Raw genomic sequence first — 16,309 nt, 5'->3', positions numbered from 1 at the left:
CCCACTGGCCGAGGGTGGCGGTGTCGGTGGCGGACGGGTTGGCGGTCCAGCCCGTGGCCGTCTCGAACGTGTCCGACCAGACGGTCACCGGCGGGACGGCGGTGCCGATCGTCCACACCGCGTAGGCGATGGCGTCGGCGTTCCTGTCGAGCGCGGTGTCGTTGATGTTGGCGGTCGTGTCGCAGGCGCGGTGGTAGCAGACGTCGAACGCCTGCCCGGAGGTGCCGCCCCACAGCGTGGCCTGGGCGGCGCTCTTGATGCCTTCCGCGCCGGTGAACGTGCCGCCCGCCGGGATGCCCACGGCGATGAACGGCCCGTAGTCGGAGCGCCCGTCGAAGTCGGTGCCCCGGGTGGGCACGCCGATGGAGGCGAAGTAGTCCTGGAGGGTCCGTTCGAGCTGGGCCGAGCCGGCCGGTCCCGGTCCCGACCCCGTTCCGTCCGAGTTGTCGCCGTCGTAGATGAAGTATCCGGCGTTCGGGGAGCCGACCATGTCGAAGTTCAGGTACCCCTTGATCCGCGCCCGCTCGGCGGCCGGCAGGTTGCTCACGTGGAACTGCGAGCCGCGCAACCCCAGCTCCTCCGCGCCCCACCAGGCGAAACGCAGGTGCTTGGCCGGCTGTAACGCTTGGCGGGACACCTCGAGCGCGGTCTCCAGGATGGCCGCGCTGCCCGAGCCGTTGTCGTTGATGCCCGGCCCGGCCGTCACGCTGTCGAGATGCGCGCCGACCATGAGCACGTCGTTCGGATCGCCGCCCGGCCAGTCGGCTATGACGTTGTAACCGGTCGCGCCGTTGTAGGTGAACGACTGCAGGGTGGTGGTGTAGCCGGCGGCGTCGAGCTGAGCCCTGACGTAGTTCGCCGAGGCCAGGTAACCGGGCCGGCCGTGGGCCCGGGTGCCGCCGTTGGCGTTGGCGATGGCCTGGAGCTGGGACAGGTGGGCCTTGACGTTGGCCAGCGGGATGTCCGGTGGCGCGGCGGCCCGGGCGGCCGGTGCGGCCAGGGCGGGGGTGAGGGAGAGGGTGAGGGTGACGATCGCCGCGACGATGAGTGATCTCATGCCGTTTTTCCAGGTCGAGCGCCTAGATAAGAGCATGGCGGCGCCTCCATCCGAGGTCGAGGGTGGAAGATCCCGAGATGGTGCTTACTGGAACGTAACGCCGCAAATGGGGTTCGCCTAGGGCCTGGCGCGGGATGCGCCGGGACAGGTCAGGACCGGGCGGTCTCCCCGCTCCGCAGCGCCGCCAGGACGGCGTCCGGCGAGTCGGCGAAGAACCGGATCGAGGTCACCTCGGCCCGGCGGCCGAGCGGCCGCACGACGGTGAGCGGCTCGGCCAGCTCGATCGCCACGTTCACGCGCGAGGAGACCGCCACGGTCAGCCTGCCGTCCTTGACCGTGACCATGCTGTCCTCGTTGTACGACCCCGCGGCGCGGACGGCGGTGACCAGGTCACGGGGCACGCGCAGCTCGAAGTAGGCGCCGTACCTGATCAGCAGCTCGTCACGGGTCACCACGTGCGGCCGGGTCGCGCAGGCGGCGGCCATCGTGGCCACGTACAGCAGGCCGTACAGGTCGGCGATCAGCACCCCGAACCGCAGCCACGCCGGCACGTCGAGCGCGACCAGCAGCAGATCGATCACCACGGTCTCGACCGCCATGGCGAACGAGAACAACGTCAGCACGAAGGCCTGCTCCTTGGCGTACGTCACGGCGGTCGCGCCCGCGGGCACCCCGTGCTTGCGCCGAAGCACCCACAGCCCGATGGCGGCCAGGCCCTTGAGCTCGAACCCCAGCAACCGCAGCGCGACCCGGACCATCACGTTCCTCCTTCTCGGTGGCCTCGCCCCCGATTAGAAACGTTGACGTCGCGTCAAGGTCAAGCCCAGAGGATCCGGTCTTCCTGACTGGTCAGGGGAGGTACAGAAAGTCTTATTGATCTTTGGGAGCCAAACGGGGAGCCAGTGCTCTACCCGGTCTTCGACTTGAAGATCTTGTCCATCACGACCGCACCCTCTGTGAGCGCTGGTCGGATCTCGTGCCGGTAGACGGTCTCGGTTACGTGCGTTGACGAGTGGCCAACGAGGCGCGCGATCTCCTCAAGGGCCACGTTGTGTGCGGACAGCAGGGACACGAAGCTGTGCCGCAGTTCGCGTGGGCACCAATTCGAGCCGATGCCGGCCGCCTCGGTGATGAGCTGGAATTCGCGCCATACGTACCAGCGGTTCATAGAGGTTCCGTCTTCGCGCCGGAATACGTGCGCGGTGTCTTCTCCCCGTTCGCCGGACGCGAGGCGTTCCGCTTGCCTGGCCGTGTGCAGCTCTTTCAGGACGCGGAGACCCTGTTTCGAGACCTTGAGGACTCGGCGTGATTTCCGTGTCTTGGTTTCTCCCTTCACTCGTTCGGAGCGGTAGACCGCGATCGTGCCCGCCTTGAGATCGACCTCCGTCCATCGGAGGGCGCGGGCCTCCTCCGTTCGTAGCCCGCTGAGAAGACACAGGATCACGTATGCCTTGAGGGGACTGGATAGAGCAGCGCGGATAACCGCCTTTGCTTGTTCCAGGTTGAGGGCTTTTGACGGGCGGCCCTCTTGTCCCTCAGGGGCGTCAACGAGACTCGCGACGTTCCGTTGCACCTTGTCTCTCCGCTCGGCGTGGCGTATTGCTCGCCGGACGATTTGATGGATCAGGCGAAGTGACCGGGTCGAGAGCACTTCTGCCCGATCCTCCAGCCAGTCATCCAGCTCGTCGGCGGTCAGCCTCTTGAGCTTCACCTTGCCGATGTAGGGGAAGATGTGATGGACGGCCATCGACCGGTAGTTGCGTACCGTGCCCTCCTGGTCGCGCCCCTTGAGGCCCTTCTCAAGCCAGTCGTTGATGCATTCTTCGACGGTGTAGCCCTCCTCCGTCTTGATGCCCGACTCCAGCTCTTTGACTGCCTCGATGAGTTTGTCTTTGACTTCGGCCTTGGTCCTCCCTTTGCGCTTGATCCGTTGCCGCTTGCCCTGGGTGTCGAACCCTAGTGACAGGGCTCCTGTGTACCCGTTGCCTTCTGGGTAGATGCTCGCTCGATGCTTTCCGATGTAGACGGTGGCCATCACACTCCCTTCACGTGGTCCTGTTGGGGCGTGTCCCGGTCTGCTGTTGAGGCGTACCACCGGTTTCGTGGTGACCGGGACTTTGTGCCGTGTGGCGGCTTATGTATTCATCAATGGCCTTGCGGATGACGTAGGCCATGTCTCGATCCTGCTCCTCTGCGATCTTTTGCAGTTGTCGCCGGCGTTCCGTGTCCAGCCGCAGCGTGTAGTTCTCTGTCGGCAACGTCTTCTCCCTTCCGTCTCGTGTTCGACGCGGTTCTGTTCACGGAGTATGCGCCGGGGTGCATTGCACTGCAATGCAGTCTGCGGAATCAGTCTTGATCGACTGGTTCGAGGGATGCGATGAAGTCAGCAAGATGCTGATCGGTGATGCGCCTCAACCGGCCGATCTTGATGCTCTTGAGCTGACGGGTTCGGATCAGCTCATAGATCTTGTCCCGCCCTACGTGCAGCAGTTCGGCTACTTCCTCGACTTTGTACGCCTTCAGATGCCTCACCTCCCTCTCTGCGGCTCCTGTCGTCTGTAGGGATTACGCTCCGTGCTTGTCTCACTGTCTCGTCTCAGCGCGCCCACCGCCCCTAAGGTGCAGGCGCGCGTGAGACTGAGACATTGAGACGATTACGGAAAGTGGCAGATTACTCCGGGTCGCTGTCCCGTCGTGAGCGCCAGAATCCCCGGCTTATCTGGCGGACGCGGCCCTCTCGTTCGAGGTGACCCAACCGCCGGTACAGCGTGGGACGGCTCATGCCGGTTGCGGTGATCAGATCTCCCACCGATGCCCCCGCGTCCGGAGCGGTGTCGAGGGCGGTGATGAGGGCCACGTCCGCGTCCTGAGGGAAATTGGAACGGGCGTGCCGCGGTGATGGCCTCACCGCGCTCTGGGAGGTCTTCAGCGCCTCCTGAGCCTCCAGCGCGGCGGCAGAGATGGCGTCGAGTGGGGGGCGGTTGGGTGCGTGCCGCTCGGCGGTGCGCTGTACGCCTTCATCGTCGAGTAGGTAGGTCCGTGCGCGTCGGGGTACGTCGTGTTCCGGTGCGCTGATCAGGAATTTGCCGGGGGCGTCGAGGCGGTGGGCGTGCCATCCGGCTTTGAGCATGCCTTGTCCGAGGATGAGATCCACGTCGCGTTGTTCGCGTATGCGGAAGGACAGCCGGATGTCCATCTGGGAGCGCACGGCTCCCTTGCCCATGGCGCGTTGTGAGGGGCGTTGGGTGGCCGCTACCAGGGTGACGGCGGGGGCGCGGCCCCGTCGCGCGATGGAGTCGGTGTAGCGCTCTGCCCCAGGGGCTTCCTCGATCAGTTCGGCGTACTCGTCGATCAGGATGATCAGGGCGGGAGCGTCGGGGCTGGGTTCCCAGACGCGCAAGCCCTGTTGGGTGAGGTGATCGACGCGGCCGTCGAGGATGGCGACGGCGTCGGCCAACAGTGCGTCGGCGGCCTGTGGTGTGGTGGCCAGGCGATCGAGGCAGGATGCCCAGGGCATGAGTTCCATGCCGCGTTTGAGGTCGATGCCCCAGATGATCGCGTCGGGGCAGGCGGTGAGGTCGCCCAGCAGGACGTTCACCCCGCCTGACTTGCCTGCGCCGGCGATCCCGCCGAAAAGCCCATGCCGCCGCAGGAACAGCACGCGCACGGGGCTACCGTCCTCGAACAGCCCCAGCTTGACGGGTTGGGTCACCGACGTGATGGATGGGCCAGGCCAGGGGATCGCGTCGGCGTGCGGGTCCTTTTCGACTACCCGCATGTCGGCGCGGTTGGCCAGTTCGGGAACCGGTTGGATGCGGATCGCGCCGCGTCGGGTGCCCAGGGCGGATTCCAGTGCCGGCATTTGCTTGATCGCGTCTTCTACGGTCTGGCCGCGTCCCAGTTTGAGGCGGACGCGGTATCCCCAGAGGTCGACCATGGCGGATTGGATGCGGGATCCGGCCAGGCCGACGGCTTGGGCGATGTCCGGCCAGGCGGCCAGCGTGCGTTCTACCCGTACGCGGGCACGTCTGCGGCGGTGTGCCCACCATGGCACGGCCAGCACGAACGAGCCGATGCCCAGTACGGCGGGCAGAGGTGTCGTGAAGGGCCCGTAGTAGGCGGCCAGCGTGAGCCATGTTCCCGCGAACGCTGTGGTGAAGGCGGCATAACCGCGCTCGATCGGACGAGGCAGGTTGACCCACCGGCCCCCGATAACCAGTGCGATGGCCATCCCGATCGTGCTGATCAGGACGGTAGGCCACCATTCAGGAAACCAATGGCGAAGGACCATGCCGTTGAGCAGGACGGATCCGGCGACGGTGAGCGGGGCGAGTTCGGATCGGTAGCGCCAGATCAGGCGTGCGATGCTGACGATGACCAGGGGCGCGACCTCCAGGTCATTGACCGTGACGACGGGTTGGATGCCGTAGCGGCGCATCCGGCGTGCGTTGCGGCGCATCTCATAACGCGATGTCCGGTGCCTGCTCATCGGCCCTCACCAGCCGGCCGATCGGCAATGGTCTGGCCGTGCAGCTCGTCGCGCACGTAGTACAGGGGATCGTCGTCCCCGTCGCGGTGGGCGGCCAGGGTGGCGCGCATGGCCGCTAGGGCGTTGGCGCGTTGGTGGCGGACGCTGGCCAGCTCGGCGCGTAGGCCGCTGATCTCGTCGATGAGAGCTTCGATGTCGTCGAGGGCGGCGATCACGTGCGCCCAGATGGGGAGCAGGGGCAGGGGGTCTCGGGTGAGTGCCGCCAGGAGTTGGGCGGCGGTGTAGTTGCGGGTTGCAACCTCCTGGAGATCGGTATGCGGGTAGGGGTGACGGTTGGGCACTAGGCATCCCTCCTTACAGGTCGGGGGTCATTGGCCAGTGATCCACTGCGCGATGCCGTTAATCACGGTGCGGATGCCGGGCGCGAGCGTGGTCGCGGCCAGCAGGAAGCCGAAGGCGAGCGCGATGATCGCGTGCCACAGGCGCAAACCGAGGTAGCGCCAGGAGATGAACACGATCACGCCCACGATCACAACGAGTGGGACAGTCACTTCCATGAGGTTCCTCACCTCCTCTCGTCGGGGAGTGGGGAGTCGGCAGTGCGTTCCAGGGGGGCGGCGCGGTCGCCCCGAACGCTGGCAGGCAGGAACGGTTCAGATGCCGCCGTGGTGCGCCTTGCGGCGATGCCAGCGGGCACGTGCGTGGCACTTGGTGCACCGCCTCTGACCAGGGCGTACGGCGGCTCCGCAGGCACAGCCGCGCGCCAACGGAAGCGTGATCGGCAGGGTTCGCATCAGACTCTCACCTCCGCTCTGCTCACTCGGTGGGAGCGGTGTGCGTAGGTGCCCAGAACACGGCGGCTCATCGCGCTCACGGGGGAGGCGGCCGTGTCAGGGAGGTGGCCCTTGTCTTCACGCTTGATCGCAACGACCAGCACGGCGAAGAACAAGAGAGCGGAGATCAGCAGAAGCGTTCCCGCGAACATGACGAGCAGGGCGATGTCCATGGGTCACAGCTCCATGCCCTGATCGAGAACGATCGCGTTCTCGTAGGACCTGCGCGCTCGGGAGCGGGCGTGCGCCTCCTCGGTGACGACCGTCACCTCATAGCTGACGGTGCCGAATTCCTTGGTCGCGACGTGGTGTCCGCCCTCCACCGTGACCGGGATGTTCAGCAGGGCGGCAACGCGCTCGACCTCCGCGATCGCTTCGGACTCGGTGGCCGCGTCGGTGTCGTACAACGGGTGAACCGAGATCCTGATGCAGCCCAAGCGCGGAACGGGTATCTGCGGGTGTGCCGCCAGGTAGTCAGCGAGGCTGCGCAGGTCTGCGATGACCCGGGTTCGACGATCAGTTTCGTGTCGGGTGGTCATAGTGATCAGCTCCCTTCGCATGGGTCGCGCTGACCGGGCCTACGGTCAACGTAGTACGTTGAACGTTTACAACGTTACGGCCAACGTAGTACGTTGTGCAAGAGTGCTTATCAAGAAAGCATCGTTAAGGCCCGGGGCACCCGCGTAGCCCCAGCTAGGAGCCTCACATGGTGGAGATCAAGGCCCCCGTCTCACGGTGGAAGCAGGTAGCCGAGTACCTCAAGGAACGCATTCTCGACGGCACTTTCCCCGCTGGACAGCCGCTTCCCTCCGAGCAGCAGCTAGCCGAGGAATTTGGGCTCTCTCGCCCGACCATCCGCAACGCCATCAACGAGCTGAAGACCGCCGGCCTGGTTGAGGTGCAGCGCCCTCGTGGCACGTTCGTCAAATCACCCACGGCTCGTCCGGCTCGTGCCGAGCAGCGGAGTCTGATCCGTACTCCGGAGGGCTCCTTTGAGGATCTCGATGGGGTGGGCTGGCAGGATGTTGAGCCGCCATCTCACGTGCGTGTCAACGCGGTCCAGGGCCAAGCGGAACTCCTCGGCATCCCGCCCGGTGAACCCATGCTGGTTCGTCTGGCAGTCCAGAATGCTGAGGGCGTCATGCGGACCCACCGTCTGATCGTCCCGTTCAGCGTGGCGCAGGACACCCCATGGGCAGACGATCCGTCTCTGCCGTCGCCCTCCGAGGTGTACGTGCACTTCGACGCGCACGGACGTATGGCATGGCAGGAGCACGTCCGGGCACGAATGCCGCTGCCTGACGAGGCGGATACGCTCAAGTCGGTGGCGGGAATGCCGGTTCTCCACATCACACGAGTCGCCACCCTGGACAAGCGCCCGGTCGCCATGGAAGAGATCGTTGTGCGAGGCGACGCGCTGGAAGCGGTCTACAACATCCCTGTCACCCGGCTCAAGGGGCGGTAGGCGCTATACACCGTTGAGATGGTCATAGCGGAAGTGCGCCGCACAACGGCGCCCTACGCATCGGGGCTGATGTGATGAGCCTGCCAGTTGTCGCAGGGCGGGGAGCAGGGGCACAGCCCACCAAAGCGTTGCAGCGGCAAGAATCATAAGCGCCGTCCCCGCGCCGCCTGCGACCTTCCTCCACTCACGTTCGGCCCGCTCCTGCGCTTGACGGCGTGCCCGGCATCCTCCGCACATCTGCGCGGGATCGCGCCTGGTGAGCCGGGCTCTCGCTTCCAGCGTCGGCAGAACGCTCAACGCGGTGCCCGTGACCCACAGCATGGCGACTACGCGGATGGCGTCGCCGATCACGACGCTGTCCTTCCCACATGGCGATGTCTGGCGGCGAGATTCATCCAGGCTCTCAGTACGTGCCCGTAGCCTCCTCTCGCAGTCTCCTCGTAGCCCCCGCTCTCGGCGCGGCGTCGAACGAAGAATTCGCCGCCCTCGTAGGAAAGGATGAACTCCTCACAGCAGGACGATTCGAGCACGCGAGGGAACACGCGGCCCGGTGGGACGTACGAAACCCACTGGTACATATCTGATCACTTCCAGGTGGCGCGGCGGTGGGACCTGGGGTGTTGGGGGCAGCGCCACCGCCGCGCCTGCTTATGACGTCGTGGTCCCTGGCACTTCGCGCTGACGGGCCGCCCTCTGGGATCGCGTGGGCCTGGCCTTCGTGCGCGGATGTGTTGGGGCTGGATCCCCGGCCCGCCGCCCGCGGCACCCACAACCGGCGGGCCAGGGCGGCTCTAGGCGGATCGCGCGTTGTGCAGCAGGGCCGACTGCCAGGCCAGCGTCGAGGCAAGCGCAATGGCGTCCGAGTGCCGCACGGTCTTCATGACCCCGGCCGCCGCTATCTCGAACGTGAACGTCTGCCGCAGCTCAGCCGTCCACCACATCAGGCCGGACGCGTCCTCCGCACGGTCGATCTCCCACGCGGGATAGGTGTTGCGCAGCACCGAGAGCTGACGGGCCGGCCAGTCCTGCAAGACTGCTGCCCCTGCCACGACCTCGCGTAGGTTCAGTTCGGCGGCTCGAAGGATCGCGTGCAACTCGGCGTCGGTCATTCCCGCACTCGGTGTGCTGGGGTCGATCATGCCGCGCATTCGTCTCGCCTCTCGTCGATGGCCAGTTGCTCCAACGCGTGAGCGATCAGCGCGGCCGTCTCGGGCGATACGCGTCCAAGCTCTACGAAACCCGCGCCGAACTCGTTCACGTCAGCGCGCAGGTAGGGCATGGTCTCGCCGCGTCCGAGGTTGGCCAAGCCGTCCTTGAGGCTAGTCACCGCCTGCTGCGCCTGCGCCCACGCGCGTACGTAGCTCACCCCTTCCTCAAGCAGGTGAGCCGGGTCCCCCTCCGCCCAGCGCAAGTCCGATTGCTCATTCATGAGAACCGCCCCTTTCCGCCAGTACGTGGGAGCAGGGGAAGGGAAGGATTCTCGGGTCGGTCGACCTCGCACCACACGGCCTTGCCGTCCTTGAGGATGCGCACGCCACACCTGTCGGCGATGCTGTGCATCAGCGGCACGCCGTACCCGAACTCAGAGAGTTCCGCGGGGACTCGCCAGACCGGGAGCCTGTGCGGATCAGGGTCACGGACCTCGATCCGCAGCGTGCGCGCCGTGTACATCAGCAAGAGACGCACCGGTAAATCCGAGTCGTCCCAGCCGGCGGCGTGCTGGACAGCGTTCTTCACCAGCTCGGTGGCCAGCAATCGCGCGGATTCGACCAAGTCGGGCAACCGCCACACGGTCAGCACCTCGCGAATGCACTGCCGCGCGGCATAGCTTGCCTCTGGGGCAGGCGGGAGCAGGAAGACGCGAGATTTCAGGTCGTCCGGCACTGTCGAGTGTGCTGAGTCGGTGACGACCTGGAACACGGGTCTCATGCGATCTTGCCCCCTTCCCTTCGCCTACGGTCAAAGTGCGCTTTGACCGTAGGGCGGGAGAGGGCCCCGAACCCGCGCTGAGAGCGCGGGTTCTCTCCCAGCGCGGGTTACTCCAGCAGGCCGACTCGTCGGGCGATGGCTTGCACCTGGGGTTGGAAGGTCGGGCGGGCGCGCTTGAGCAGCGATCGCACCAGGTCGCGGGCGAGAGTGTTGTAGCGCATGTCTTCTGGGCCGCTGGCTTCGGCGTTCATCAGGTGCAGGATGACCGCCGCGTCCTCCTGGCGCTGGTCGTAGCAGCGCGCGACTTCCAGCGCGAAGGTCATGCGGCGCTCCAGGGACGGGCACTGGTTCACGTCGAGGCGGTCAGCGACGTACAGCGCCTCTGCGACTTCTCCCGCCTGCATCTCCACGCTGACCGTGTGCAGACCGACGTTCAAGGGGCCGAACACCGTCCAAAAGACGTTTCCCTCTCCCGCCTCGCGCGCTGCGTCCGTGGCGGGCCCCTGCACCCTCTCCCGCGCGGTCCAGTGATCATGCCGCCGGCCTGACGCGATGGCCGCGACCAACCACAGCGCACCCTCTAGCGCTGCCTGATCAGGGGTGCGGGTGGCAAGGTCTCGCCGGAGATCTTCAATGGATCGGAGGGCCACGTCTTCCGCGCCCTCCGCTTCTCCCTGGGAAAGGAGGATCTGACCAAGGTTCCATTTCGCGGCGGCGATCCTCAGCGGGTCGTCGGCTGACTCGGCGGTTGTCACGGCCCGGTCGGCGACCATCAGGGACAGGTCCATGCGTCCCACGCGCTTGGTGAAGGTCCGCAAGAGGAAGTACAGGTCAGTGGCGATCTGGTACGCTTCGCGGCGGGCCTGTGCATCCGAGGATACGCGGAGAGCGCGCACGGCACCCTGAACCTCTCGTGTGAGGTCCGGTACGAGCTTGCTGACTTCGGTAAACCGGTTCGTTGACCCTTGCCACAGCCCCCACGCGGTGTCCACCTGTCCTCTCAGCGTGGCAAGGTCCGGAGCTTCGTCGGGTGCGCTCTCGTGGGCTGTCAGGACGCGTTGCAGGGTTGCGGCTACCGGGTGAAGGACACTGTCGTCCTCGAAGGAGGGCTCTCCGATCAGGACGGCGATCGGAACATCGAGTACCCGCGCAAGTTGATGCAGCTTGTCGATGGTGGGGGTGCGCAACCCTCGTTCGATCTGGCTCAGGTAGTTCTCACTGATGCCCGCCAGGCCGGCCACGACGGCTTGCGACTTGTTGGACGCCGTTCGGTAGAACTTGATCCGTTCACCGATGGGGATCTCCGGCGAACCCATGGCATTGGCCTCCCGTACGTCAGGTCACCAGCGCGCCCCGAATCATCGCTCTCCACGGTAGGCCGGAAAGCCCGTCTACGTGAGACTCTTGGAGCGCATGGTCTAACTCAGTCGGAAGGGCGGGTCCTGTGGCCACGAACCGGCTCGTTCTCTGGGACATCGATCACACCTTGATCGAAACGGGTGGTGTGGGGCGGGAAGTCTTCGCTGACGCCTTCGCCCAGGTGACCGGGGCGCCCATGAAAGACATGGCTGAGGTCAGCGGGAGAACCGAACTCGTGATCTTTGCTGACACCCTCGACCTCCACGGCATCCAGCCCTCTGACGAGTACTCCGTGCGCTTCATCGATCTCCAAGCGCGAGGGTATGAGGAGCGGGCACACGAACTCCGCCTACGCGGCCGTGTCCTACCAGGAGCGCTTAACGCGCTTCAAGTACTGGAGCGAGTACCGGTCATTGCGCAATCTGTGCTGACCGGCAACACAAGAGCATCAGCCCAAGCCAAGCTCAAGGCTTTCGGCCTGGAGCGATACCTAGACCTGGAAATCGGCGCATACGGTGAGGACGATCCCGTTCGTGCCCACCTCGTTGCGATCGCCCGTGACCGTGCCTATCACAAGACCAGGCTGACCTACACGCCGGCAACGACCGTGCTCATTGGGGACACACCTCAGGACGTGATCGCGGGCAGGGACGGCGGGGCGCACGTGATCGGAATCGCCTCAGGTAAGAGCAGCGCCACCGACCTCAAAGCGGCGGGCGCGGACATCGTGTTCCCTGACCTCACCGACAGTGCCGCCCTTATCAGGGCGATCACTGCGTGAGCCCGCCAGTTTGCCCATCGATCCATTTGAGGTATTCGTCATCGCCGCCCACGATGGGGGTCACGACGATCTCGGCCACATCCTGAGCTTTATGCGCTCGGATGTGCTGCTCGATCACACGAACATGCGTGCTCACTGTCCGCAGGAGAAGTTGCCATTGCTGGGCCTCAACCCCGACACCATCGTGCCGATATATAGACACGAGAGGCCCGTTCACCTGGACTACCGCCGCATACCCCTCGCTTACAAGTCGATGAGCAAGCTGGTACGCGTCCTCACGGCTCTCCACAGTCGTCACGACTTGTACGTATCCCGCCATGGAGCCTTCCTGAGTGTCCTCGCGGCCGTCAACCTGTGTTATGAAGCGCCTACCGTTCCTCTTGGTACTGACCGTGCGCATGCGATGCTACGCCCCCAACGGCACACCGAGGAGCGACTGTCACGGAAAGAACGTTGCCGAGCAGCGCTCAGCATCCTCAGGCGAGACAGGCAGTGATCGAGAACTGGCTCCCTGCCCGGGTACGGCAGCAGTACCCTGGACGTTCGCAGCATCTAGCGCGATTCGGCTCTGGGCCTCCATAGCCTGCTCACCCGAGGGTCCCCGCCGTGGCTCAGCGCTCCATATCCCTCATGCTGACAGAGCACCGGACCGTAGCTCACGAGTTGCGTACTCTAGATGCTGAAACTGTCAGAGACACGCCCTACGTTGTGCCGATACGGATGCTGCGTAAGCAGCGGACCAGAGGCGAAGCAAGTCGGATACGACAAGGACCGTCTTATCCACCACGCAACACAAGATCGCAGAGTCTACGGCGAGCAATTGGCAAGGATGAATCATGAGCCCAAGGCCTGGGGGTGAAGCCGACAAGTTCGGCAACCGATATGAGGGCGCGTGGACTGTTCGGCAACTGTTCTATGTGCTTAACGGTCAGCTGGACTCGGTAACGGTCGAGGAGGTGGACGAAATTGGACTAGGATCGGAGTTTACCACTCGAAAGAATGGTGACGTAGATGCTTACCAAATTAAACGACAATATGGCAACGCGAATCTCTGGAGCGTGACGTCCCTACGCAACAATGGTGTGCTCGCCGCGGCGCGCAAGCATGCAGAGGCAGGGCGCAATTTTCACTTTGTATCGACCATCCCGGCCCAGCCGCTCTCGGAGTTGGCCGATCGGGCGCGGCGCTCAGCTGACGTCACGGCATTCGTCAATAGCTGGTTGACAGAAACTCTTAGGCCAGTATTCGACGAATTGTGCGCAGAAGCCATCTTTGGCTCCCCTAAAACAGCTTGGGTTGTTCTTCGCAAACTTCATGTGCATTGGCCGAATGAGGATGATGTACGTGAAGTGAACGCAGCTCTCGCCAGCTTCCTTATAGAAGGTGCTGAACCCTATCTTGCAGCCGTCGGACTTGGCGATCTCGTGCAGAATAGCTTAGGGGTATGCCTCGATGGATCTGCCATTGAGGCACGGCTCAAAAGGTACGGCCTAAAGCGGGCTGAACGCAATGGAAGTCCGAGTCTGGTTCAGGCCGTAGCTGATCTGACGGCGAGCTGGAAAGCTAGCATAGCCCAGCAAATCCTAAGGCCGGAAATAGAGCGTGCCGAAACCAGCAAGGTACTGGCACATCTTGAGGGTGGAAAGGAGTTAATTTTTGCGCTTGGTGCGGGTGGAAGTGGCAAGACCGTAGTTCTTCATGACGTTATCACAACCCTGGAAGCGCAGGGCTGGATAGTTCTTGTATTTCGTTTGGACCGCCGTGCCCCGTCCTCTACAACGACCGAACTTGGACAGCAGCTAGGAATCGACCGATCGCCAGCGTCTGTTTTGGCCAAAGTCGCGGGAGAGCAGCGAGCGCTACTTGTTATAGATCAACTTGACGCTATTAGTATGGCTTCTGGCCGGATACCGGAGACATTCGACGTAATTGATGAATTGATTCGAGAAGCCCGAGCATTCCCAAATCTCCAAGTACTGCTTGCGTGCCGGCAGTTCGACGCAGACAACGACCATAGGATCAGAGCGCTCGTCGAGCATGCTGAGACAGCTCGTGTCGAAGTGCGCAAACTCTCCGAAGCGGAGGTCCTACATGCCGTTTCCTTCATGGAAATCAGTAGCGAATCCCTAACCAGCCGACAGATCGAAATACTTTCATCCCCGCTAAATCTTGTCCTACTCAAAGGTATCGTGGGCCGAGGGCAAGCACTTACGTTTGCCAGTACAACCGAACTGTTCGATGCATTCTGGCAGCGAAAGTTTCTCGACTCCCAACATCGTCAAAATAACCCACCGAGATTTAATGATGTTATTCGAACGCTGACGGAAGCCATTAGCTCGCGTCGGCGTCTCACTGTACCGCTCTCGGTATTCGATTCTGAGAACCTGCTAAACGATGCGAACATCCTTGCATCAGAACACGTGTTGACCCGGACCTTCAGCGGACGCGAGATTGGGTTCTTCCACGAATCCTTTTTCGACTATGCCTTCGCCCGAATCTGGATCGAGCGCGAAGAAACCCTTGTCGAATTTCTTGTCACCGGTGAACAGGAGCTCTTTCGGCGTGGCCAGGTACGTCAGGTTCTTGTGCACCTACGAGAGCAGGACCCGGAACGCTTCACTAAAGAAACTGAAGCGCTAATTACGAATACTTCTATTAGATTCCACCTTAAGGACGTAGCACTGTCAGTCCTCCGGTCCTTGCCAGATCCGACTGCAGCGGAGTGGGAATTGGTCGAACGTCTCATAGCGGCAGAATTGTCGTTCGGAGACAAGGTGTGGTCTGTGCTGAGAACCTCACCTTGGTTCGACCGCCTCGACTCAGAAGGTGTAATATCAGATTGGCTCGCATCTCAGGTCAGCCAAGATGAGGTTGGCGTCCTTAACATATTTGCGGCTACGGCAAAAGAGCGGGCAGACAGGATAGCCGAACTGCTTGAGCCTTTCCAGGAAACAGCGGAAAAATATCCTGACTGGCTTCTGTGGGTCGTACGGTTTGCGAACGTACATGAGAGCCGGAAGTTGTTCGAACTGCTCCTCAACGCCATCAGGAAGGGCTCTCTCAAGGACTACGGCCATAGCCTGTGGGTGTTCCTTTACGAGCTGGCCAGGCATGAGCCTGTATGGGCGGTTGAAATATTGGGAGTACACCTTGTACTTCGTCCACATGCGTGGGCCAGAAATACCGATGGGAGAATCGAGGTCCTACTGGACCGCGATGACGCCCTTATTCGTTTGGTCTCTCATGCCGTAGAGGGCGCGCCGATTGAATTCTGTGAAATCATTATTCCGTACATGCTGGCAGTAATGCGCATGACACAGCGAGAATCTGAGCACGGCCTAATGCGCGACCAACATTTTTCTCTCCGGTACCCGAAGGAACATCCACATCGGCTTGATGATGCCCTGATATTTGGAGCAGCCGAAGCTCTCAAGCAATATGTATCAACTGATGCGGCAGCTGCTGAACCACTGCTAGACACGCTGGCTACAGATATACATGACGCAGCTCAGTGGATCCTGTATGAGGGCTTGCAAGGCTATCCCGAACGATTTTCCGCATGGGCGGCAGAACTTATGCTACAAGGACGCGCAAGATTTCAGTGTGGATATGCTTCCAATGGCGCGTGGACGGCCCGCCTCCTTATCGAAGCAATAAGTCCTTATCTTTCGGATGATCTTTTTCGAAAACTTGAGCAAGCCATTCTTGATGTACGCTTTCCGTGGGAGAGGCGTCAGCCTGGCTGGTATGCTTTCAATCTTTTGTCAGCGATGGGCGAAACGAGATTGTCAGCGGAAGGGCGTCGCCGGCTGGGCGAGCTGCGACGGCTTACGAAAATGGACCATCCGCCCGAACCCATGGGAATAGAGTTCCAACAAGTAACACCACCCGTACCAGGCGAGGCTGCTCAACACATGACGGATGAGCAGTGGCTTCGAGCGATGGCCAAGCACAATACAGATCGGGAGGACTGGACTACATTCCGCGGTGGAGCAGTAGAGCAGGCTCGTGTACTGCAAGATGCTACCTCCAAAGACCCGGAGCGATTTGCGATACTGGCTCAGCGCCTCACCTCCGTTATTAATCCTGTGTATGCTGAGGCAGTTCTACAGGGTTTTGCAGATGCTGCAGAACTGTCGGATCCAACTTCGGTGTTCAACGCAATACGGCACATCAGCTCACTCAACCACGCCTCGACGGACCGATGGTTGGGTTGGGCGCTTCGGCGCTATCTCAAGAGCGTTATCCCACAAGACGTGATCGAACTGCTCGTAGATCGAGCACTTCACGCGACAGACCCACCTAGTGCTGTGACCGGAAATGATCACCGGGTTGGCGTGCAGGGTGGCCCTGCCGATTGGATGGGCTGATCACGTTCGATCAGCGCTCGGGAGGC

18 protein-coding genes are annotated in these 16,309 nt (G+C 62.8%); 3 read left to right on the top strand and 15 right to left on the bottom strand.

Annotated features, from left to right (window positions below; genetic code table 11):
• The 10 genes from AB0I79_RS62015 to AB0I79_RS61970 all read right to left on the bottom strand — a co-directional run.
• The coding region (locus tag AB0I79_RS62015; RefSeq protein ID WP_357895711.1) for a M28 family metallopeptidase at window positions 1–1,057 on the bottom strand (1,057 nt) is incomplete at its 3' end.
• A gap of 149 nt (window positions 1,058–1,206) precedes the next feature.
• On the bottom strand, window positions 1,207–1,815 hold the full coding sequence (locus AB0I79_RS62010; protein WP_357895708.1) for a hypothetical protein: 609 nt from the start codon (window positions 1,813–1,815) through the stop codon (window positions 1,207–1,209).
• Between the two features lie 149 nt (window positions 1,816–1,964).
• A complete protein-coding gene (locus AB0I79_RS62005) occupies window positions 1,965–3,092 on the bottom strand; it encodes a tyrosine-type recombinase/integrase (RefSeq protein WP_357895705.1) in 1,128 nt (375 codons plus the stop codon).
• A 10-nt stretch (window positions 3,093–3,102) separates the two neighbouring features.
• Window positions 3,103–3,315 carry a hypothetical protein gene (locus AB0I79_RS62000; protein ID WP_357895703.1) on the bottom strand — a complete coding sequence of 71 codons (213 nt, stop codon included), beginning with the start codon at window positions 3,313–3,315 and terminating at the stop codon, window positions 3,103–3,105.
• A gap of 88 nt (window positions 3,316–3,403) precedes the next feature.
• On the bottom strand, window positions 3,404–3,589 hold the full coding sequence (locus tag AB0I79_RS61995) for a helix-turn-helix domain-containing protein (RefSeq protein WP_357895700.1): 186 nt from the start codon (window positions 3,587–3,589) through the stop codon (window positions 3,404–3,406).
• A 139-nt stretch (window positions 3,590–3,728) separates the two neighbouring features.
• Window positions 3,729–5,546, bottom strand: a complete 1,818-nt coding sequence (locus AB0I79_RS61990) for a helix-turn-helix domain-containing protein (RefSeq protein ID WP_357895698.1) — start codon at window positions 5,544–5,546, stop codon at window positions 3,729–3,731.
• Window positions 5,543–5,887, bottom strand: a complete 345-nt coding sequence (locus AB0I79_RS61985; protein ID WP_357895695.1) for a hypothetical protein — start codon at window positions 5,885–5,887, stop codon at window positions 5,543–5,545. The genes AB0I79_RS61990 and AB0I79_RS61985 overlap by 4 nt, the downstream gene beginning before the upstream one ends.
• A 27-nt stretch (window positions 5,888–5,914) precedes the next feature.
• Window positions 5,915–6,103 (bottom strand): hypothetical protein, encoded by a 189-nt coding sequence (locus tag AB0I79_RS61980; RefSeq protein WP_357895692.1) that lies wholly within the window; start codon window positions 6,101–6,103, stop codon window positions 5,915–5,917.
• Window positions 6,104–6,339: 236 nt separating this feature from the next.
• Window positions 6,340–6,552 carry a hypothetical protein gene (locus AB0I79_RS61975; RefSeq protein WP_357895690.1) on the bottom strand — a complete coding sequence of 71 codons (213 nt, stop codon included), beginning with the start codon at window positions 6,550–6,552 and terminating at the stop codon, window positions 6,340–6,342.
• 3 nt (window positions 6,553–6,555) lie between these two features.
• On the bottom strand, window positions 6,556–6,918 hold the full coding sequence (locus tag AB0I79_RS61970; RefSeq protein WP_357895687.1) for a hypothetical protein: 363 nt from the start codon (window positions 6,916–6,918) through the stop codon (window positions 6,556–6,558).
• A gap of 167 nt (window positions 6,919–7,085) precedes the next feature.
• On the opposite strand from AB0I79_RS61970, the gene AB0I79_RS61965 reads away from it, so the two are divergent.
• Window positions 7,086–7,844 (top strand): GntR family transcriptional regulator, encoded by a 759-nt coding sequence (locus tag AB0I79_RS61965; protein ID WP_357895684.1) that lies wholly within the window; start codon window positions 7,086–7,088, stop codon window positions 7,842–7,844.
• A gap of 791 nt (window positions 7,845–8,635) precedes the next feature.
• Here AB0I79_RS61965 and AB0I79_RS61960 read toward each other — a convergent pair.
• The 4 genes from AB0I79_RS61960 to AB0I79_RS61945 all read right to left on the bottom strand — a co-directional run bounded on the left by AB0I79_RS61960 (window position 8,636) and on the right by AB0I79_RS61945 (window position 11,089).
• Entirely contained in the window at window positions 8,636–8,992 is a 357-nt protein-coding gene (locus tag AB0I79_RS61960) for a hypothetical protein (RefSeq protein ID WP_357895682.1), read from the bottom strand.
• Complete coding sequence (locus AB0I79_RS61955; protein ID WP_357895679.1) at window positions 8,980–9,273, bottom strand: hypothetical protein; 294 nt, start codon at window positions 9,271–9,273, stop codon at window positions 8,980–8,982. The genes AB0I79_RS61960 and AB0I79_RS61955 overlap by 13 nt, the downstream gene beginning before the upstream one ends.
• Window positions 9,270–9,764, bottom strand: a complete 495-nt coding sequence (locus AB0I79_RS61950) for an ATP-binding protein (RefSeq protein WP_357895675.1) — start codon at window positions 9,762–9,764, stop codon at window positions 9,270–9,272. Before AB0I79_RS61950 ends, AB0I79_RS61955 begins: the two co-directional genes overlap by 4 nt.
• Window positions 9,765–9,880: 116 nt before the next feature.
• Window positions 9,881–11,089: a helix-turn-helix domain-containing protein gene (locus AB0I79_RS61945; protein WP_357895672.1), complete on the bottom strand. Its 1,209-nt coding sequence runs from the start codon at window positions 11,087–11,089 to the stop codon at window positions 9,881–9,883.
• A gap of 128 nt (window positions 11,090–11,217) precedes the next feature.
• On the opposite strand from AB0I79_RS61945, the gene AB0I79_RS61940 reads away from it, so the two are divergent.
• The gene (locus AB0I79_RS61940) at window positions 11,218–11,913 is read left to right on the top strand and encodes an HAD hydrolase-like protein (protein ID WP_357895669.1); all 696 of its coding nucleotides are present in this window, start codon (window positions 11,218–11,220) and stop codon (window positions 11,911–11,913) included.
• Here the strand turns inward: AB0I79_RS61940 and cutA are convergent.
• The gene (gene cutA / locus AB0I79_RS61935; RefSeq protein ID WP_357895666.1) at window positions 11,903–12,232 is read right to left on the bottom strand and encodes a divalent-cation tolerance protein CutA; all 330 of its coding nucleotides are present in this window, start codon (window positions 12,230–12,232) and stop codon (window positions 11,903–11,905) included. The two genes, AB0I79_RS61940 and cutA, sit on opposite strands and share 11 nt — an antisense overlap.
• A gap of 517 nt (window positions 12,233–12,749) precedes the next feature.
• Between cutA and AB0I79_RS61930 the strand changes: the two genes are divergently transcribed.
• On the top strand, window positions 12,750–16,283 hold the full coding sequence (locus tag AB0I79_RS61930; protein ID WP_357895663.1) for an ATP-binding protein: 3,534 nt from the start codon (window positions 12,750–12,752) through the stop codon (window positions 16,281–16,283).
• The last annotated feature ends 26 nt before the right edge of the window (window positions 16,284–16,309 follow it).

Source organism: Nonomuraea sp. NPDC050202 (genome assembly GCF_040656115.1).
Classification (GTDB): Bacteria; Actinomycetota; Actinomycetes; order Streptosporangiales; family Streptosporangiaceae; genus Nonomuraea.
Note: the sequence above shows the minus strand (reverse complement) of the source record. Positions and strands in the feature narration are given on the sequence as shown.